This is a genomic window from Candidatus Pantoea multigeneris (genome assembly GCF_011752615.1).
In the GTDB taxonomy this organism is placed as follows: domain Bacteria; phylum Pseudomonadota; class Gammaproteobacteria; order Enterobacterales; family Enterobacteriaceae; genus Pantoea; species Pantoea multigeneris.
Genome location: NZ_VWXF01000001.1, coordinates 1128554 through 1148615, shown reverse-complemented (window position 1 = coordinate 1148615; position 20062 = coordinate 1128554). Strand labels below are relative to the sequence as shown.

General features: G+C 55.1%; 12 protein-coding genes. All 12 read left to right on the top strand.

Going from position 1 to position 20062, the window contains the following annotated elements; genetic code table 11:
- Nucleotides 1–127 precede the first annotated feature (127 nt).
- The 12 genes from F3J40_RS05240 (at nucleotide 128) to F3J40_RS05185 (ending at nucleotide 20006) form a co-directional block, all read left to right on the top strand.
- Nucleotides 128–5014 carry an alpha-2-macroglobulin family protein gene (locus tag F3J40_RS05240; RefSeq protein WP_370659854.1) on the top strand — a complete coding sequence of 1629 codons (4887 nt, stop codon included), beginning with the start codon at nucleotides 128–130 and terminating at the stop codon, nucleotides 5012–5014.
- 15 nt (nucleotides 5015–5029) lie between these two features.
- The gene (pbpC, locus tag F3J40_RS05235) at nucleotides 5030–7354 is read left to right on the top strand and encodes a peptidoglycan glycosyltransferase PbpC (RefSeq protein ID WP_167012837.1); all 2325 of its coding nucleotides are present in this window, start codon (nucleotides 5030–5032) and stop codon (nucleotides 7352–7354) included.
- Between the two features lie 169 nt (nucleotides 7355–7523).
- On the top strand, nucleotides 7524–7955 hold the full coding sequence (ndk, locus tag F3J40_RS05230) for a nucleoside-diphosphate kinase (protein ID WP_017347779.1): 432 nt from the start codon (nucleotides 7524–7526) through the stop codon (nucleotides 7953–7955).
- A 168-nt stretch (nucleotides 7956–8123) separates the two neighbouring features.
- Nucleotides 8124–9293 (top strand): dual-specificity RNA methyltransferase RlmN, encoded by a 1170-nt coding sequence (gene rlmN, locus F3J40_RS05225; protein WP_017347778.1) that lies wholly within the window; start codon nucleotides 8124–8126, stop codon nucleotides 9291–9293.
- An 83-nt stretch (nucleotides 9294–9376) separates the two neighbouring features.
- Complete coding sequence (gene pilW, locus F3J40_RS05220) at nucleotides 9377–10039, top strand: type IV pilus biogenesis/stability protein PilW (RefSeq protein ID WP_369410911.1); 663 nt, start codon at nucleotides 9377–9379, stop codon at nucleotides 10037–10039.
- Nucleotides 10040–10095: 56 nt separating this feature from the next.
- Complete coding sequence (gene rodZ / locus F3J40_RS05215) at nucleotides 10096–11079, top strand: cytoskeleton protein RodZ (protein ID WP_167012836.1); 984 nt, start codon at nucleotides 10096–10098, stop codon at nucleotides 11077–11079.
- Between the two features lie 38 nt (nucleotides 11080–11117).
- Nucleotides 11118–12239 carry a flavodoxin-dependent (E)-4-hydroxy-3-methylbut-2-enyl-diphosphate synthase gene (ispG, locus tag F3J40_RS05210; protein ID WP_017347775.1) on the top strand — a complete coding sequence of 374 codons (1122 nt, stop codon included), beginning with the start codon at nucleotides 11118–11120 and terminating at the stop codon, nucleotides 12237–12239.
- Between the two features lie 106 nt (nucleotides 12240–12345).
- Nucleotides 12346–13626, top strand: coding sequence for a histidine--tRNA ligase (hisS, locus tag F3J40_RS05205; RefSeq protein ID WP_167012835.1), 1281 nt, complete (start codon nucleotides 12346–12348; stop codon nucleotides 13624–13626).
- A gap of 33 nt (nucleotides 13627–13659) precedes the next feature.
- Entirely contained in the window at nucleotides 13660–14277 is a 618-nt protein-coding gene (locus tag F3J40_RS05200) for a YfgM family protein (RefSeq protein WP_017347773.1), read from the top strand.
- A gap of 20 nt (nucleotides 14278–14297) precedes the next feature.
- Nucleotides 14298–15479, top strand: coding sequence for an outer membrane protein assembly factor BamB (gene bamB, locus F3J40_RS05195; RefSeq protein WP_167012834.1), 1182 nt, complete (start codon nucleotides 14298–14300; stop codon nucleotides 15477–15479).
- A gap of 156 nt (nucleotides 15480–15635) precedes the next feature.
- Nucleotides 15636–17123: a ribosome biogenesis GTPase Der gene (gene der / locus F3J40_RS05190; RefSeq protein ID WP_017347771.1), complete on the top strand. Its 1488-nt coding sequence runs from the start codon at nucleotides 15636–15638 to the stop codon at nucleotides 17121–17123.
- A gap of 438 nt (nucleotides 17124–17561) precedes the next feature.
- Nucleotides 17562–20006 carry a glucose/quinate/shikimate family membrane-bound PQQ-dependent dehydrogenase gene (locus tag F3J40_RS05185; protein WP_167012833.1) on the top strand — a complete coding sequence of 815 codons (2445 nt, stop codon included), beginning with the start codon at nucleotides 17562–17564 and terminating at the stop codon, nucleotides 20004–20006.
- Nucleotides 20007–20062: the final 56 nt, after the last annotated feature.

The window sequence follows — 20062 nt, the reverse complement described above, 5'->3', positions numbered from 1 at the left end:
TCCAGAATTGGAACGCGCATCTCAAGGGAATCATTGCTTAAATGCCGTAGTTGATGTGAAATTAAGCAGTTTTCACAATCACACTTCATGTATTGGGTGGCTTTAAAGCCAGGGAGAAACCATGAACATGCCACAGAGAAAGTGGTGGTCCGGCGTGCTGCTGGGCTGCACGCTATTCGGCGCTGCGCCAGCGCTACTGCAATCAGCCTCTGCTGCGACAACGCCTGCGGTTAGCGTGAATAAGCCGCTGACCATTATCGATCTCTCTGAATTACAGCTGGATGGTGCAGCAGCACTGGTCCTGACATTCAGCACACCGTTGGATGCACAGCAGGATTTCAGTCGTTACGTTCAGCTCACCGATGATGAACGCGGCAAAGTCGATGGCGGCTGGGAGCTTTCCAGCAACGGCAAAACCCTGCGTTTTCGTCATCCTGATCCGGCGCGCAAATTTACCGTGCAGGTTGAAGCGGGCTTAAAAGCCGCTGATGGCAACCTGCTGGCACAGCGCTTCAGCCAGAAAATTGAGACCCGGGATATTCAGCCCATGGTGGGCTTTGCCAGCCGTGGCTCGCTCTTGCCGCTGCGCCTGACGCAGGGGCTGCCAGTGTTAGCTCTGAATGTGCCGAACGTCGATGTCGATTTCTTCCGCGTGCGCGGTGCTGCTCTGGCCGATTTCCTTGCGCAGTGGGGCTACAGCAATAACCTGTCGACCTGGGCCTCACAGGGTTTGCTGAAAAATGCTGACCTGGTTTACAGCGGCCGCTTTGATCTCAACCCGGCGCGCAATACTCGAGAGAAGCTGCAACTGCCGCTGGCGGATATCGCGGCGCTGAAACAGCCGGGGGTCTACCTCGCGGTAATGAAACAGGCGGGAACCTACAATTACAGCCTGCCTGCCACACTGTTCACCCTGAGCGACATCGGCCTTTCGCTGCATAACTTCCCTACCCAACTTGAGCTGTTTAGTCAAAGCCTCGCCAGCGGTGCGCCGCTGCAAGGGGTCAATGTCCAGCTACTGGATGCCAAAGGGCAGCAGTTAGAGAGCGGTACCACGGACAGTAATGGCCATCTGCGCTTAGCACAGCAAGCTAAAGGCAAGCTGCTGCTGGCAACACAAGGAGAGCAAACTTCACTGATTGATCTCAGTCGGCCAGCGCTGGATCTGGCAGAATTTGCCGTCACCGGCCCGCAAGGTTTTGATAAGCAGTTATTTATGTTTGGCCCACGCGATCTCTATCGCCCGGGTGAAACCGTCATCGTTAATGCCTTACTGCGCGACGCCGATGGCAAACCCTTGCCCGCCCAGCCGGTAAAAGCCGAAATTGTCCAGCCTAACGGCGAGGTCTATCGCACCTTCGTCTGGCAGCCCGACCAGGATCTCTATCAACAGCGCTTTGTGTTGCCAGAAGCGGCGATGACCGGTGACTGGAATCTGCGGGTAAATACCGGCGACAACCTGCCAAGGCTGTGGACTTTCCACGTTGAAGATTTCTTGCCAGAGCGTATGGCACTGACGCTAAAAAGCAGTGAGGTGCCGTTAGAGCCGAAAGAGGATGTGGATTTTGCGGTAAACGGCCGTTATCTCTACGGTGCGCCAGCCGCCGGTAACAGCCTACAGGGGTTACTGTTCTTGCGCCCGGCGCGTGAAGCGGTAGCCAACTTGCCTGGCTACCAGTTTGGCGATATCAACGAGCAGGGACTGAAACGTACGCTGGATGAAGTCGACACCAAACTTGATGCGCAGGGCAACGCACAGCTCGCGGTGGAGAGCCAGTGGGGGGATGTGCATTCACCGCTGAATCTTACGCTGCAGGCCAGCCTGCTGGAAACGGGAGGGCGTCCGGTAACGCGCCGCGTGACTCAGGCTATCTGGCCTGCCACGGCACTGCCTGGCATTCGCCCCTTGTTCGACAGTGCGGCCATCTATGATTACCGCAGCGACAGCTACCACGATGAACCGACGGTCCCAGAGAACAGCCTTGCTGAATTCGATGTGGTCTACGCCAATAGCCAGGGAGAAAAACTGGCAGCAACAGATCTGCAAGTGCGGTTAATTCATGAACGCCGTGACTACTACTGGAGCTTCTCGGATAGCGAAGGCTGGCAGTCACGCTTTGACCAAAAAGACCTGACCGAAGATGAGCAGAACATTACCATCCCGGCGGGCGGCAGCACCAAAGTCAGCTTCCCGGTGGAGTGGGGCAGCTACCGTCTTGAGGTACAGTCAGGGGAGAAGATCGTCAGCAGCGTGCGTTTCTCCGCAGGCTACAGCTGGCAGGATAACACCAACGGTACTGGCGCATTACGCCCGGACCAGGTCAAGCTGAAACTGGACAAAGCCAACTATCAGCCGGGCGACACAGCTCAGGTGCAGATTGAAGCCCCTACGGCGGGCAAAGGCTACCTGATGGTGGAGTCCAGTAGCGGAACGCTTTGGTACCAGCCCATTACGCTGCCCGCTGGCGGCAGCACCATCGCGGTGCCCATCGACAGCAGTTGGCATCGTCACGATCTCTACCTGAGTGCGATTGTGATCCGTGAAGGGGATAAAACCAGTGGTATGACGCCAAAACGTGCGGTTGGTCTGTTACATCTCCCGATGAGCAGCGAGGCCCGCAGGCTGACACTGGCGCTGGACGCGCCGGAAAAAATCCGTCCCGAACAGACCGTGAAAATCAAGGTTAAGGCCAGCCGCAGCGGTGGCGCATTGCCACAGCATATCAACGTGCTGCTCTCTGCCGTTGACAGCGGCGTGCTCAATATCACGGACTATAAAACTCCAGATCCGTGGGAAGCCTTCTTTGGGCGTAAACGTTACAACGCCGATCAATATGATGTTTACGGACAGCTGATTGAGGGCGGTGGACGTCTGGCCGCATTACGTTTCGGCGGTGATGGCGATGCAGATGCAATCACGCGCGGCGGTAAAGCCCCGGTTACGCATGCCCGTATTGTGGCGCAACAGCTACAGTCCGTTAGCCTGGATGCCAACGGCGAAGGCACGCTGGAATTACCGGTTCCTGCCTTTAACGGTGAACTCCGCCTGATGGCGCAGGCATGGAGCGACGATACCTTTGGCGTGGCCGAGCGCAAAATGGTGGTTGCCGCGCCGTTGGTCAGTGAACTGGCGACACCACGCTTCCTCGCCGCAGGCGATAGCGCAACCCTGGCGCTGGATCTCTCCAACCTCACCGACCTGCCACAAACGCTGAAAGTGGAGGTTAACGCCAGCGGATTAATCGGCCTGACGGGTGCCGCCAGCCAGAGTGTGACACTGGCAAAAGGGGCGCGTACCACCTTGCAAATCCCGGTTAAAGCGCAAAACGGCTTTGGTGAGGGTGAGGTACAGGTGAGTGTCAGTGGTCTTAATCTGCCGGGTGAAAAGGTGAATCCCAGCAAGCAGAGTTGGAAAATCGGGGTGCGCCCAGCCTGGCCTGCACAGACGTTGAGCTTTGATGCAGTGATTGACGCGAATAAGCCATGGTCGGTGCCAGCTGCGGCATTTAATGGCCTGGAAACCACCAGCCTGACGGGCAAGCTGGCGCTAAGCAACCGGCCACCGCTGAATATCGCCAGCTATATCAAAGCGCTGTATGCCTATCCTTATGGCTGTCTGGAACAGACCACCAGCGGGATCTGGCCGTCGGTCTTTACCGATCATGCACAGCTAAGCGCAATGGGGATTAAAAGTGGCAGCGATGCGTCTCGCCGGGCGGCGGTTGATACCGGTATTGCGCGCCTTGCCGGTATGCAGCGTAGCAACGGGAGCTTTGGCCTGTGGAGTAATGAGAGTGAGGAAGAGTTCTGGTTAACGCCATACGTCACCGACTTCCTGCTGAATGCCAGCCAGGCGGGTTACAGTATCCCGGATGGGGTGATCAGTCAGGCCGACAGCCGAATGCTGCGTTACTTGCAGGAGCCCACACAGATTGATACGCAGAATGGCGACAATGCCGATGCTTATCGTTTTAGTGTGCAGGCCTACGCCGGTTTAGTCCTGGCCCGTCAGCAGCAGGCTCCGCTAGGCGCACTCCGTGTGCTGTATGACAAACGCGACAAGGCGAAATCCGGTCTGGCGCTGATGCAACTGGGCGTGGCGCTCAAGCTGATGGGCGACGAACCGCGAGCGCAAGCCGCGTTGGCACAGGGAGCAAGCTTCGAACGTCCTGAAAACCTGTGGCTGGGTGACTATGGCAGTCCGGTGCGCGACCAGGCTTTAATGATCGCGCTGCTGGCGGAAAACCATTTGCTGCCGGAGGTGCAAAATCAGCTGCTGTTTAGCCTCAGCAAACAACTCCATGGCAAACAGTGGCTCTCCACTCAGGAGAACAATGCGCTGTTCCTCGCTGCCCGGACGTTACAAACCGGCAGCGGCGACGCCTGGCAGGCAACGCTGGCGGGGCGCGAACAGCCCATTAGCGCGCAGGCGGTAGCATCGGTTGGGCTCAATGCGGATCGCCTGTTACAGGGGATCAGTGTGGCGAGTCAGGGGCAGAAACCGCTGTATGGCGATCTGACCGTGGTGGGCTATCCGAATACGCCTCCGCCAGCGCAAAGTCAGGTATTGAAAATCAGCCGTGAGATGTTCGATCTCAAAGGCAAGCCGGTCAATTTTGCCGATCTAAAAAGCGGTGAACTGGTGGTGGTGCGCCTGAAAGTGTCGGCGGATCGTCGAGTGGCGGATGCGCTGGTGGTCGATATGCTGCCTGCGGGACTGGAGCTGGAGAACCAGAACCTGTCTGACAGCAGCGCCAGCCTGGGTGACAGTGCGGATGCCTTGCAGGAGAGCCTTGGGGATATGCAACAGGTCGACATCAAACACCTTGAGTTCCGCGACGATCGGTTTGTGGCGGCACTGGTGGTGGATGAGTATCGTCCTGCTACGCTGCTTTACCTGGCGCGTGCAGTGACACCGGGTACCTATCATGTACCGCCGCCACAGGTTGAGTCGATGTATGCGCCAGAGTGGCGTGCGACTGGGGCAACACCGGAGTGGCTGCATGTACGTTAATACGACTCCGCTGTTGTGAGGTCGGTAAAAACGCGCTGGCGGTGGCGTTATGCGCTACTGCTGGCACCGCTTACGCTCTGTCTGGTGATGGTGCTGCTTGATTGGCTGTTTCCGCTGCCGCTCCAGCAGGTACAGCCTGCACGGGTGGTGGTGGCAGAAGATGGCTCCCCGCTGTGGCGCTTTGCCGATGAACACGGCGTCTGGCGCTATCCGGTAACGCCCGAGGAGGTGGCACCTGCTTACCTCCAGGCGCTGCTGACCTATGAAGACCGCTGGTTCTGGCAGCATCCCGGCATCAATCCGTTCTCAATTGCGCGTGCGGCATGGCAAGATCTCAGCCACGGTCAGGTGATCTCCGGTGGCAGTACGTTAACCATGCAGGTGGCACGCCTGATCGATCCGCAACCGCGAACGCTGCAAGGCAAAGCGGTGCAGGCGTGGCGAGCGCTGCAACTGGAATGGCACCTGTCTAAGCGCGATATTCTAACGCTCTACCTCAACCGCGCCCCTTTTGGCGGTACGGTGGAGGGCGTCGGGGCGGCGAGCTGGAGCTGGCTGGGTAAGCCGCCGTCACAGCTCACCAAAGGCGAAGCGGCTTTACTTGCTGTGTTACCGCAGGCACCGAGCCGTTTACGGCCCGATCGTTGGCCTGAACGTGCGCAGGCAGCCCGAGACAAAGTGCTGGACCGGCTGGCGCAATATCACGTCTGGTCCGCGCAGGAAGTCGCCGAAGTCCGGCAGGAACCGGTCTGGCTGCCACCACGTCAAATACCGCAAATGGCACCTTTGTTAGCCCGCCGTCTGTTGGCGCAGTCTCCTGACAACAAAATCGTCTCGACTATTGATCCCGAGCTCCAGCGCCAGCTAGAAGGCCTGGCCAGCAATCTTAAACCCCAACTTCCACCACGCACCTCACTGGCGATTCTGGTGGTTGATCACACCACCATGAAAGTGCGCGGCTATGTTGGATCCGTGGATTTCAACGATCAAAGCCGCTTCGGCCAGGTGGATATGATCGCCAGCGTACGATCTCCTGGCTCAGTGTTGAAACCTTTTGTTTATGGCATGGCGCTGGATGACGGGCTGATCCATGCGGAATCACTGCTGCAAGATGTGCCACGCCGCTTTGGTGACTATCGCCCCGGTAACTTCGACACGGGATTCCACGGCCCGGTGAGTGCCAGCGATGCCTTAGTGCGGTCGCTTAACCTGCCCGCAGTACAGGTGCTGGAGGCGGTAGGGCCAAAAAATGTCACTGCACGCTTGCGTAATGTCGGATTAAACCTGCGTTTCCCGGCAGGGGCTGAGCCTAATCTGTCATTAATTCTTGGGGGCACCGGCGCGCGGATGGATGAGCTGTTGGCCGCCTATAGCGCCTTTGCACGCAACGGTAACGCAGCGCAGTTACGCTGGTTGAGTAATCAGCCATTAGTCGAGCGGCGTCTACTTTCGCCCGGCGCGGCATGGGTAGTGCGCCGCATTCTGGCAGGAGAAGCGCAGCCGCCAGCCAGTGGTGAACTGCCGCGCGTCGTGCCGCTGGCGTGGAAAACCGGCACCAGCTACGGCTATCGTGATGCCTGGGCCATGGGGATCAATCCGCGCTGGCTTATCGGGATTTGGGTCGGCAGACCGGACGCGACACCCGTCGCGGGGCAATACGGATTTGCCTCGGCGGTGCCGATTCTCAATCAGGTGAACAGCATCTTAATGCCGCGTCTTGGCAACAGTCCGCCCCAGGATCCGCGCCCGGCTTCTGTGACCACTTCGGCGATTTGCTGGCCGGGCGGTCAGCCCCTGCCCGCGGGGGATGATAACTGTCGCCAGCGGCGGTTTGGCTGGGTCATCAATCACACCATTCCCCCTACGCTGCTGGCAGCAGGGCAGGAGAGCCTGACCGGCTTACGCCTACGCTACTGGCAGAATGCGCAGGGCTTGCGGGTGGCAGCGGACTGTCCAGGCGCACAGGCGCAGGAAAAATTACTCTGGCCATTGCCGCTGGAGCCCTGGCTCCCTGCGGCTGAACAACGCGCACAGCGTTTGCCTGCGATCGATAAGCAGTGCCCACCGTTGCAGCAGGGCAATATGCTGCCACTGATTTTGACCGGTTTGATTAACGGCCAGCGCGTACAACCGCTGCCGGGGCAAAGTAGCCTGACGGTAACGGTCAGCGCGCAAGGCGGGCAAGGCAGTCAGCGCTGGTGGTTCCTTAATGGTGAACCGCTGGAAGGCGAAAATCTGAAAAGTACCCAACAGTTGTCGCTGGATAAGCCCGGTGATTATCAACTGGTGGTGATGGATGAGGCCGGGCAACTGGCGTCTGTCAGCTTTACGCGAGGTTAACAACGAGTAACGTACAGGTTAACAACTGTGCGTTTATCGTGAATGTGCCCCGGTTTTTCACTAAATTATGGCTCGGCCGATAGGCAAGGGCAGGATCAGCCCCTATAATCGGCGCCGGTTCCAGACCGGTGCGTACCGGTCTTCACTGGAAGTTCCAACAGAGGTTATCATGGCAATCGAACGTACTTTTTCTATCATCAAGCCAAACGCAGTTGCTAAAAACGTAATTGGCGCAATCTACAACCGTTTTGAAAGCGCTGGCTTCAAAATCGTTGCAGCTAAAATGGTTCACCTGACCAAAGAGCAGGCTGAAGGCTTCTACGCTGAGCACAAAGGTCGTCCATTCTTCGACGGTCTGGTTGAGTTCATGACTTCAGGTCCAGTTGTGGTTTCTGCTCTGGAAGGCGAAAACGCCGTTCAGCGTCACCGTGACCTGATGGGCGCAACCAACCCAGACAACGCTCTGGCTGGTACTCTGCGTGCTGACTACGCTGACAGCTTCACCGAAAACGCAACTCACGGTTCAGATTCTACTGAGTCTGCTGCTCGTGAAATCGCGTACTTCTTCGCTGAGAACGAAATCTGCCCACGCACTCGCTAAGCGAGCGGCCCGGAGCGCTGCACTAACAAATTTTTGTTAAGGTATGCGCTTCACCCGGTAGATGTTGTACAATGCTGCGCCCTTGTTGGGGTCTCTCAACAAGGGCGCACTTTTTTCTACTATCCTAAACCAGAGCCATAACGTGTAATAACGAGGCCAGAGAACATTATGTCCGAACAGATTGTGACGTCATCGTCCACTTCACCCGTTGTTGTTTCCCCAAAAAAAGAGAAGATTAACCTGCTGGATCTGAGCCGTCAGCAGATGCGCGAGTTCTTTGTTTCGCTGGGCGAAAAGCCTTTCCGCGCCGATCAGGTCATGAAGTGGATTTACCACTACTGCTGCGATGATTTCGAGCAGATGACGGATATCAACAAAGTACTGCGCAATAAACTGATTGAGCTGACTGAAATCCGCGCCCCGGAAGTTGCCGAAGAGATGCGCTCTTCTGATGGCACCATCAAGTGGGCGATTCGTGTTGGCGATCAGCTGGTGGAAACGGTGTACATCCCAGAGAAAGATCGCGCCACACTGTGTGTCTCTTCCCAGGTGGGCTGCGCGCTGGAGTGTAAATTCTGTTCGACTGCACAGCAGGGCTTTAACCGTAACCTGCGTGTTTCCGAGATCATTGGTCAGGTCTGGCGTGCGGCGAAAATTGTCGGCGCGCAGAAAGTGACCGGACAGCGTCCTATCACCAACGTGGTGATGATGGGCATGGGTGAGCCACTGCTCAACCTGAACAACGTCGTGCCCGCGATGGAAATCATGCTGGATGACTTCGGCTTTGGTCTGTCTAAACGCCGCGTAACGCTGTCTACTTCTGGCGTGGTTCCGGCGTTGGATAAGCTGGGCGATATGATTGATGTGGCGCTGGCCATCTCATTACATGCCCCGAACGATGCCCTGCGTGATGACATTGTACCGATCAACAAAAAGTACAACATCGAGACATTCCTGGCGGCGGTGAAACGCTACATCTCTAAGTCCAACGCCAACCAGGGCCGTGTGACCATTGAGTATGTCATGCTGGATCACGTCAATGACAGCACCGATGACGCGCATCAGTTAGCTGAGCTGTTGAAAGACACGCCATGCAAAATCAACCTGATTCCGTGGAACCCGTTCCCGGGCGCGCCGTATGGCCGTAGCTCTAACAGCCGCATCGACCGCTTCTGCAAAGTGTTGATGGATTACGGATTTACGACTATCGTCCGTAAGACGCGTGGTGATGATATTGACGCCGCTTGTGGTCAGTTAGCCGGTGACGTTATTGACCGTACCAAGCGCACCATGAAGAAAAGAATGGCGGGTGAAGCGATCGCTGTGAAGGCGCTCTGAAACCCAGCATAACGGCGTTTCTTCCCTAAAGATGACATGGCAGGCTGCGGCCTGACCATGTGAATCATCAGGGAGATGCGCCAGTGAAACGGTATTTAGCTTTTTGGTTAGGCCTGTTTGTTGTAAGTGGGTGTGTCACTCAGCCCGAGTTATCCGGTGCCGCAGACATCCGTTTACAGCTTGCTTTGCACTATCTTGCCAGTGGTGATGAAACCGCTGCGGCACGCCAGTTACAACGTGCCGTGCAGGCCGCACCCAGTGATTACCGGGTGCATCTGGCGCAGGCGCGTCTGCTGCAACAGCAGCAGCGTCACCTGGCGGCAACCAGGGCGTATCAACAGGCGCAGCGGCTGGCATCGAATAATGGCTATGTCGCTAACAATTACGGTGCGTTTCTCTGCGCTTTAGGGCAGTATGATGAAGCGCATCAACAGTTTAAACGGGCAGCCAGCGCATCGGAATCCGATGCCCGTAGTGACGCGCTGGCACAATCAGGTTACTGTTATTTGCAGGCGAAGAATTTTACTGCCGCAAGTGTTGCTTTATTAAAGGCGTTGGATGCAGATGGCAGCCAGGCCACGCGTTTGCTGGAAGAGGCGCGGGAGCAGTTACTGCGAAAGGATGCTAAAGCAGGATCGCTGTTAGTAGAGATTTATCACCAACGGCTTCCAGTCACTACTGAGAGCCTTGAGCTACAAATACGTTTCGCCGCGCTACAGGGGCACGCTGCTGACGTTATACGTTAAGGCGACCGGTTCGCGACGTTTTCCGCAATCGATACAGTACCAGCGTTATTTAGCTAATGAATACTGAAGCCACTCAAGAAAAATCTGCAGTACATTCCACAGGCGAACGCCTGCGTCTGGCCCGTGAGCAGATGGGACTGACCCAGCAAAACGTCGCAGAACGCCTGTGCCTGAAACTCTCAACGGTGCGGGATATCGAGGAAGATAAAGCCCCCGCTGACTTAGCGTCGACCTTCTTGCGTGGTTACATCCGCTCTTATGCGCGTCTTGTGCGGATTCCTGAAGAGGAATTGTTGCCGATTATGGCGAAACAGACGCCGATTCGCTCTGCCAAAATTGAGCCGATGAAAAACTTTTCGCTGGGCAAGAAACGCAAAAAGCGTGACGGCTGGCTATGGGTCTTTACCTTTCTTGTTTTGTTCGTCGTTGTCGGTTTGACCGGTGCATGGTGGTGGCAGAATCATAAAGCCTCACAGCAGGATCTGGTCTCGATGGCCAATGATAATGGCAGTGCCGCCAGTGGCGATAACAGTCAGTCGATCGCACTGGAAAACGGTGCAGACAACACGACGACACCATCAGATAACACCTCAGCTGCGCCTGTCGCTAGCGATAGCACACCAGCGCCTGCTGCAACCAGCACCACCACGGACACCAATACCGCAGCAGCGCCAACGGTACCGGGTGTTGATAACGCAGTGGTTTCGCCTTCACAGGCACCGGTAAGCCCTGCACCAACCGCAGCGGCAGCTATGCCAACGGCGACGGCTGATGTTAACGCACCGGTGGCTGATGCCAATGATGTAGTCATGCAGTTCAAAGCAGACTGCTGGCTGGAAGTGGTTGACGCAACCGGTAAAAAACTGTTCAGCGGCGTTCAACACAACGGTGGTAAGCTGAGCCTGACGGGTAAAGCACCTTATCGTCTGAAAATTGGTGCGCCAGCAGCCGTTCAGGTGCAATTTAAGAATCAGCCCGTTGATTTGAGTCGTTTTATCCGTAATAACCAGGTTGCCCGCCTGACGTTAGGTGCGCAATAACGCCGTATCGCGTTCCAGGGCAATTGTGGAGAGAGAGTATGCATAACGAAGCACCCATCATCCGCCGCAAATCAAAACGGATTTACGTCGGTAAGGTGCCAGTCGGCGATGGAGCGCCCATCGCCGTTCAGTCGATGACTAACACCCGTACCACCGATGTTGAAGCCACGGTTAAACAGATCCAGGCGCTGGAACGCGTTGGGGTCGATATTGTTCGCGTCTCGGTTCCGACCATGGACGCAGCCGAAGCTTTCAAACTGATTAAGCAGCAGGTCAACGTACCGCTGGTAGCGGATATCCATTTTGACTACCGCATTGCGCTAAAAGTCGCCGAATATGGCGTTGACTGTTTGCGTATCAATCCAGGTAACATTGGTAATAATGAGCGTATTCGCCAGGTGGTAGATTGCGCTCGTCATTACAACATTCCGATCCGAATCGGTGTGAACGCCGGTTCTCTGGAAAAAGATCTGCAGGAAAAATATGGCGAGCCGACGCCACAGGCGCTGCTTGAGTCCGCCATGCGTCACGTTGATCATCTGGATCGCCTCAACTTTGATCAGTTCAAGGTTAGCGTAAAAGCATCCGATGTTTTCCTCGCCGTTGAGTCCTATCGTTTGCTGGCAAAAGCTATCGATCAGCCGCTGCACCTCGGGATCACCGAAGCCGGTGGCGCGCGCGCCGGTGCAGTAAAATCAGCGATTGGCCTCGGGCTGCTGTTAGCCGAAGGGATTGGTGACACGCTGCGAATCTCGCTGGCTGCCGACCCGGTTGAAGAAGTTAAAGTCGGTTACGACATCCTGAAATCTCTGCGTATTCGCTCCCGTGGCATCAACTTTATTGCCTGCCCGACCTGCTCGCGTCAGGAATTCGATGTCATCGGTACCGTCAATGCACTGGAAGAACGGCTGGAAGACATCATCACGCCAATGGATATTTCGATCATCGGTTGTGTGGTGAACGGCCCAGGCGAAGCGACAGTGTCGACGCTGGGCGTGACCGGCGGTAATAAGAAAAGTGGTTTCTACGAAGATGGCGTGCGTCAACGCGATCGTCTGGATAACAACGACATGATCGATCAGCTGGAAGCGCGCATTCGTGCTAAGGCTTCCATCATTGATCAAAGCCGTCGCATTGATATCCAACAAGTAGAAAAATAACGGTCATGTGCCCCAGCGGCACATGACATTAATGATTGAGCCTGTGCGGTTTCATCCTCATAAGGTATGATGCCGGACAGGTTTTTTTGTATTAAGAGATTCTAACGTGGCGAAGAATATTCAAGCAATTCGCGGGATGAACGACTATCTGCCTGCGGAAACTGCGGTCTGGCAACGCATTGAAGGCATCCTGAAACAGGTGCTGGCAAGTTACGGTTTTAGCGAAATTCGCTTACCGATTGTAGAACAAACGCCGCTGTTTAAACGTGCGATCGGTGAAGTCACCGATGTGGTTGAAAAAGAGATGTATACCTTTGACGACCGCAACGGTGAAAGTCTGACGCTGCGCCCGGAAGGGACTGCGGGCTGTGTGCGCGCCGGTATTGAGCACGGTTTACTCTACAATCAGGAGCAGCGCCTGTGGTACATCGGTCCGATGTTCCGCTATGAGCGTCCGCAAAAAGGCCGTTACCGCCAGTTCCACCAGATCGGCGCAGAAGTTTTTGGCCTGCAAGGGCCGGACATTGATGCCGAACTGATCATGATGACCGCGCGCTGGTGGAAAGCGTTAGGGATTGCCGATCACGTCCGTCTGGAACTCAACTCTATCGGCTCACTGGAAGCTCGCGCGGAATACCGCGATGCGCTGGTGGCCTTCCTTGAGCAGCATAAAGATAAGCTGGATGAAGATTGCAAACGTCGCATGTACAGCAACCCGCTGCGCGTGCTGGACAGCAAAAATCCAGATGTTCAGGTGCTGCTGAATGACGCTCCAACGCTGAATGACTACCTGGATGAAGATTCACGCACCCACTTCAACGGGCTGTGCAGCCTGCTGGATGATGCGGGAATCGCCTACACCGTTAACCAGCGTCTGGTGCGTGGCCTCGATTACTACAACCGCACCGTCTTTGAATGGGTGACCAGCAGCCTGGGTTCACAGGGCACCGTGTGTGCCGGTGGCCGCTATGATGGCCTGGTAGAACAGCTGGGTGGGCGTGCTACCCCAGCCGTTGGTTTCGCCATGGGACTGGAGCGTTTGGTGTTACTGGTTCAGGCCGTTAACCCAGAATTTGAACCGACGCGCATTGTTGATGTCTATGTTATCGCTTCAGGCCAGGGCGTACAGTCAGCGGCGATGCAGCTGGCGGAAAAACTGCGTGATGAGGCGCCAGAGCTGAAGTTAATGACTAACTTCGGTGGTGGCAACTTCAAGAAGCAGTTTGCCCGGGCGGACAAGTGGGGAGCACAAGTAGCATTGGTGCTGGGCGAAGACGAAGTTAACGCTGGGCAGGTAGTGATTAAAAATCTGCGCACAGGCGATCAGCAAACGCTGGCGCAGACAGAGGCTGTTACCGCTATTCGTGCGCTGTTGCAATCAGCGTAACGCCGTAACAACCTGAGAACAGAGAGGGATTGCGTGGAAATTTACAGCAACGAAAACGAACAGATGGACGCACTGCGCCGCTTTTTTGCCAATAACGGCAAAGCGTTGGCTGTGGGCGTTGTCGTGGGTCTGGTTGCTCTCGGTGGCTGGCGTTACTGGTCTGGCCATCAGGAAACTGTAGACGCGGGTGCATCCGCTGAGTATCAGCAGCTGACCACCGCCATGCAGGCAGACAAACCACAAACGTTAGACGCTGTGGCGAAGTTTGCCAGTGAAAACAACAACACCTACGGTGCATTGGCTTCACTGGATCTGGCAAAACAGTATGTGGAAGCCAGTCAGTTAGACAAAGCAGCAGCGCAGCTGCAAAGCGGTCTTAACGACACCAAAGACGCCAATCTACAGTCGGTCATCAATCTGCGTCTGGCACGCGTCCAGCTACAGCAGAACCAGGCCGATGCCGCACTGAAAACGCTAGAGGGCGTGAAAGGTGACGGTTGGAGCGCTATTGTTGCTGATATTCGCGGCGAAGCGCTGCTGAGCAAAGGCGACAAGCAGGGTGCACGCGATGCGTGGAGCAAAGGCGTGGCTTCTGATGCCTCACCTGCGCTGAAGCAGATGCTGCAGATGAAAATGAATAACTTAAGCTAAGCCAGTTATAGAGAGCGCACATGGAATTACGTAAATACCTGCTGCCAGCACTGATGTCAGTGACGCTGCTCAGCGGTTGCTCGCTGTTCAGCGGCGAAGAAGATGTAGTGAAAATGGCTCCGCTGCCTAAAGTGGAAAACCAGTTTAATCCACAGGAAGCCTGGAGTACCTCCGTTGGTGATGGCGTGGGTGACTTCTATTCCAACTTGCATCCGGCCTGGCAGGATGACACCGTTTATGCGGCCGATCGTTTCGGTATCGTGAAAGCGCTGGACGCTAACAACGGTAAAGTGAAGTGGAAAGTTGATCTCTCTGAGAACCCTGGTTTCTTCTCGCATAATATCTCTGCGCTGCTGTCTGGCGGCGTGACCGTAAGCGGTAACTTGCTGTATATCGGCAGTGAACGTGGTCAGGTTTATGCGTTAAATACCGAAGATGGCAAAATCGTCTGGCAGGCGAAAGCCGCAGGTGAAGCGCTTTCTCGCCCGGTAGTGAGCGATGGTCTGGTGCTGATCCACACCAGCAACGGTATGCTGCAAGGCTTTGACCAGGCAACCGGTGCTGCAAAATGGAGCGTTAACCTCGACATGCCAGCACTCTCCCTGCGTGGTGAGTCTGCTCCTGCAACGGCCTTTGGCGGTGCGATTGTCGGTGGTGATAACGGCCGCGTTAGCGCAGTTATCCTCAGCCAGGGCCAGTTGATTTGGCAGCAGCGTATTTCGCAGCCAAGCGGCGCGACAGAAATCGACCGCCTGAGCGATGTAGACACCACGCCAGTGATTGTTAACGGCGTAGTTTATGCACTGGCTTACAATGGTAACCTGAGTGCGCTGGATCTGCGCTCCGGCCAGATTTTGTGGAAACGTGAAATCGGCGGCGTGAAAGATCTGATCGTGGATGCAGGCCGCATCTTCACCGTTGATCAGGATGACCGTGTCATCGCCCTGAATACCGATGGCGGTGTTGCTATCTGGCGTCAGAGTGAGTTGCTGCACCGCAATCTGACTTCACCAGTGCTGTTCAACGGCTATCTGGTAGTGGGTGATAGCGAAGGCTATGTTCACTGGATGAATACTGACGATGGCCGTTTCGTCGCGCAGCAGAAAGTGGACAGCTCTGGCTTCCAGACTGAACCTGTAGTGGCTGGCGATAAACTGCTGATCCAGGCCAAAGGCGGAGAAGTTTACGCCATCACCCGTTAAGCCACTGAGGCGACTGGTGAAAAACGGCTCCTGACCCCAGGGGCCGTTTTGTTTTTCTTCTGGCTGGGTTTTTTATCGCCTTTCGCCTGAATCTGGCGGCCGAAGCCGTTATAATCACGCCATTCAGGCGTTTTTTAGTTAATTGAGGCAAGTGTTATGGTACCTGTGGTCGCGCTAGTTGGCCGTCCCAATGTGGGAAAATCTACGCTGTTTAACCGTTTGACGCGCACCCGTGATGCGCTGGTAGCGGATTTTCCTGGACTGACTCGCGATCGCAAATATGGTCGCGCCGAGGTGGAAGGGCGCGAATTTATTTGCATTGATACCGGCGGTATTGATGGCACCGAAGAGGGTGTTGAAACCCGCATGGCGGAACAGTCGCTGCTGGCGATTGAAGAAGCTGATGTCGTGCTGTTTATGGTGGATGCGCGCGCGGGCCTGATGCCTGCGGATCAGCAGATCGCGCAGCACTTACGTGCCCGTGAGAAGCCAACCTTCCTGGTGGCAAACAAAACCGACGGACTCGATCCCGATTCTGCTACCGTAGAATTCTTCGCGTTGGGCCTGGGTGAGATCCACCCGATTGCGGCCTCACACGGTCGTGGCGTGACCAACCTGTTGGAAACGGCTCTGCTCCCGTGGATGGATGAACAAGATCCGCAAGAGTTGACCGAAGAAGAAGAGAACGAAGCCTACTGGGCTGAGTTAGCCGCAGCAGAAAGCGATGAGATCCCGGAAGACGAAGAAGATGACTTCGACCCGACCACCTTACCGATCAAGCTGGCGATTGTGGGTCGTCCGAACGTGGGCAAATCTACGCTGACCAACCGTATTCTGGGTGAAGATCGCGTTGTGGTGTATGACATGCCGGGCACCACGCGTGACAGCATCTACATTCCGATGGAGCGTGATGAGCGCGACTACGTCCTGATCGATACCGCAGGTGTGCGTAAGCGCGGAAAAGTCACCGATACCGTTGAGAAATTCTCGGTGATCAAAACCCTGCAGGCGATTGAAGACGCCAACGTCGTGATGCTGGTGATTGATGCTCGTGCGGGCATTTCCGATCAGGATCTGTCACTGCTTGGCTTTATTCTTAACAGCGGCCGTTCACTGGTGATTGTGGTGAACAAATGGGATGGCATGACCCAGGAAGCCAGGGATGAAGTGAAAGAGGCGCTGGACTTCCGTCTGGGCTTTATCGACTTCGCTCGTGTGCACTTTATCTCGGCGCTGCACGGCAGCGGCGTGGGTAACCTGTTTGAGTCAGTGACCGAAGCCTACGATTGCTCAACCCGTCGTGTTAACACCTCAATGCTGACGCGCATTATGAACATGGCCGCCGATGACCACCAGCCACCGTTGGTACGTGGACGTCGTGTGAAGCTGAAATATGCGCACGCGGGTGGCTACAACCCACCGATTGTGGTGATTCACGGTAACCAGGTGGCCGATCTGCCAGATTCCTACAAGCGTTACCTGATGAACTATTTCCGCCGTTCACTGAACGTGATGGGAACGCCGATCCGCATTCAGTTTAAAGAGGGTGAGAACCCGTTTGCGGGCAAACGCAACCTGTTAACACCAAATCAACAACGTAAGCGTAAGCGTCTGATTTCGCATCTGAAGAAGAACAAGCGTTAAGTTAATTAATGACGGAAACTAAAGGCCCTGCGGGGCCTTTTTTTGTTTTTGTGGGTAAAAAATTTGACTAATGTTTAGTCTGCATTGATCTGGGTCACATTTTTTTACCTCTTTCTTCGCGCTAAGAATTTACTGGCTTTCCGTATAGTTACGTCAACTTCCTCGCGTAATTTGTAGCAAAAATGCTATTGCACAGTGAGTGCGCCGTTATATTTATTCACAACATTACGAACCAAGTGGTACAATCCTGCCGCCTTGTGAAAGGGAGACTTTTCCTAATTGTTAACCTGCTCACATCGCCCGTATTCCGGACGCTGTTCCGTACCAACACGATTTAAAATAAAGCGTAGCCGTTCAAAAAAGGAGCTTCTGCCGTAGCACACTGCATTGTGTTGATGGAGAAGTGGCGCGCATTATTTTTTCTGGAGAGTTTGTCATATGGCTGAAAATTCGGCTCGTCCCTGTAAAGGGTTGAGTATCTGGTCCGTGCTCGTTGGACTGGTGCTACTGGTTACTGGTCTGTTCTTTGCTATCGGAGGCGGTAAGTTGGTCTCCCTTGGCGGCAGCTGGTACTTCTTAATCGCCGGTATTGTGACTGTAATTTCTGCAATTCAGTTCTTCCGTCGTAAATCTTCTGCGGTAACGCTGTTCCTGCTGGTCTTTGTTGGCACCCTGATTTGGGCGCTGGCGGATGCAGGCCTGCAGTTCTGGCCTCTGGTATCACGTCTGATGGTTCCAGCTGGTCTGATGATTCTGGCGTTCGTTACCTGGCCTGCACTGCGTAAGCGTGAAGGTAAATCTTCTCTGGCTAAAGTGTCTTACATCCTGTCTGCCGTTCTGGCCGTGGGTATGGTGGCGACTTTTGTTCAGATGTTCCAGCCGCACGATCCTGTCACTGCTGATGGGAAAGAGCTGCCGCTGGTGCCAGTAGATAAAGCACACGAGCAGAAAGACTGGGACCACTACGGTAACACCGCTGGTGGTAACCGCTTTGTTGCCCTGGACCAGATCACCCGTGACAACGTGAAAGATCTGCAGGTTGCATGGACTTTCCACACCGGTGACGTGCCAATCAGCCCTGGCGGTAACGGCGCAGAAGATCAGGAGACCCCGCTGCAGGTGGGCAATACCCTGTATCTGTGTACTCCACACAACAACATCATCGCCGTTGCTGCGGATACCGGTAAGCAGATCTGGAAGCGTGAAATCAACGCCCAGGCGCAGGTATGGAACCGCTGCCGTGGTCTGGCTTACTTTGACGCCACTAAACCACTGCAACAGCCAACCATTCCGGGTTCTTCACCGGTTCCGGCTGCTGATCTTGCACCAGGTGCTACCTGTCAGCGTCGTCTGATCATGAACACCATCAATGCTCAGCTGATCGAAGTGAACGCTGACAACGGTGAGTTCTGTGAAGATTTCGGTGACCACGGTGTGGTTGACCTGAAACAAGGTCTGGGTAAAGCGCCAGATCCACAGTATCAGCTGACCTCTCCTCCAGCGATGGCGGGTACTACCGTGGTTGTTGGTGGCCGTGTAGCGGATAACGTACAAACTGATATGCCTGGTGGCGTACTGCGTGGTTTCGACGTTATCACTGGTAAACAACGTTGGGCGTTTGACCCAGGTAACGTTGATCCAAATGCTGTGCTGATGCCAGGTCAGGATTACACCCGTTCTACGCCGAACTCATGGGCTCCAATGTCCTATGATCCGAACATGAACACCGTATTCCTGCCAATGGGTAGCCCGTCTGTTGACCTGTGGGGTGCAAACCGTACTCGTCTGGATCATAAATACGGTGCTTCTGTTCTGGCGCTGGATGCCACTACCGGTAAAGAGAAGTGGGTTTATCAGACCGTGCATAACGATCTGTGGGACTTCGACTTACCAATGCAGCCAAGCCTGGTTGACTTCCCGATGGAAGATGGCACGACCAAACCAGCAGTGGTTATCGGTGCTAAGACCGGTATGATTTGGGTGCTGGACCGTCTGACTGGTAAGCCACTGACGAAAGTCGAAGAGCTGCCAATGCCACAGGGCCACATTCCGAACGAGCAGTACACGCAAACTCAGCCGCACTCTGTAGGCATGCCGCAGATCGGTAACCAGACTCTGACCGAGTCTGACATGTGGGGTGCAACACCGTTTGACCAGCTGATTTGTCGTATTAGCTTCAAATCAATGCGTTATAACGGTCTGTTCACAGTTCCAGACACTGACACTTCTCTGAGCTTCCCTGGCTCACTGGGTGGTATGAACTGGGGCGGTATCTCCTTCGACCCAACTCACCAGTACATGTTTGTTAACGACATGCGTCTGGGTCTGTGGGTGAAGATGATTCCACAGGATAACTCTAAAGCCGCTACCAGCAATGGTGGTGAGTCGGTTAACACCGGTATGGGTGCAGTTCCGCTGAAAGGTACTCCGTACGGCGTTGTTAAAGACCGCTTCATGTCTCCATTAGGCATTCCGTGCCAGGCTCCGCCGTTCGGTACTATGTCTGCAATTGACATGAAAACCCGTAAGATTGTTTGGCAGGTACCAGTAGGTACTGTGCAGGATACCGGTCCATTTGGTATCAAAATGCATGCACAGATGCCAATCGGTATGCCAACGCTGGGTGGTTCTCTGGCAACTCAGGGTGGCCTGGTGTTCTTCGCCGGTACTCAGGACTACTACCTGCGCGCCTTTGACTCTTCAACTGGTAAAGAAGTGTGGAAAGCACGTCTGCCAGTGGGCAGCCAGGGTGGTCCAATCAGCTACGTTTCTCCGACCACTGGTAAGCAGTACATCCTGATCTCTGCAGGTGGTGCTCGTCAGTCTCCGGACCGTGGTGATTACGTGATTGCCTATGCTCTGCCAGATTCAGTGAAGAAGTAATCGCTGAAGCTGTAGAGTAGTGCAAAAGGGGTCGACGAAAGTCGGCCCTTTTTTTG

Excerpts from the sequence above, each read along its gene's own strand:
- der (WP_017347771.1), top strand. The coding sequence starts at position 15,636 with ATGGTACCTGTGGTCGCGCTAGTTGGCCGTCCCAATGTGGGAAAATCT.
- ispG (WP_017347775.1), top strand. The coding sequence starts at position 11,118 with ATGCATAACGAAGCACCCATCATCCGCCGCAAATCAAAACGGATTTAC.
- bamB (WP_167012834.1), top strand. The coding sequence starts at position 14,298 with ATGGAATTACGTAAATACCTGCTGCCAGCACTGATGTCAGTGACGCTG.
- ndk (WP_017347779.1), top strand. The coding sequence starts at position 7,524 with ATGGCAATCGAACGTACTTTTTCTATCATCAAGCCAAACGCAGTTGCT.
- F3J40_RS05185 (WP_167012833.1), top strand. The coding sequence starts at position 17,562 with ATGGCTGAAAATTCGGCTCGTCCCTGTAAAGGGTTGAGTATCTGGTCC.
- rlmN (WP_017347778.1), top strand. The coding sequence starts at position 8,124 with ATGTCCGAACAGATTGTGACGTCATCGTCCACTTCACCCGTTGTTGTT.
- F3J40_RS05240 (WP_370659854.1), top strand. The coding sequence starts at position 128 with ATGCCACAGAGAAAGTGGTGGTCCGGCGTGCTGCTGGGCTGCACGCTA.
- rodZ (WP_167012836.1), top strand. The coding sequence starts at position 10,096 with ATGAATACTGAAGCCACTCAAGAAAAATCTGCAGTACATTCCACAGGC.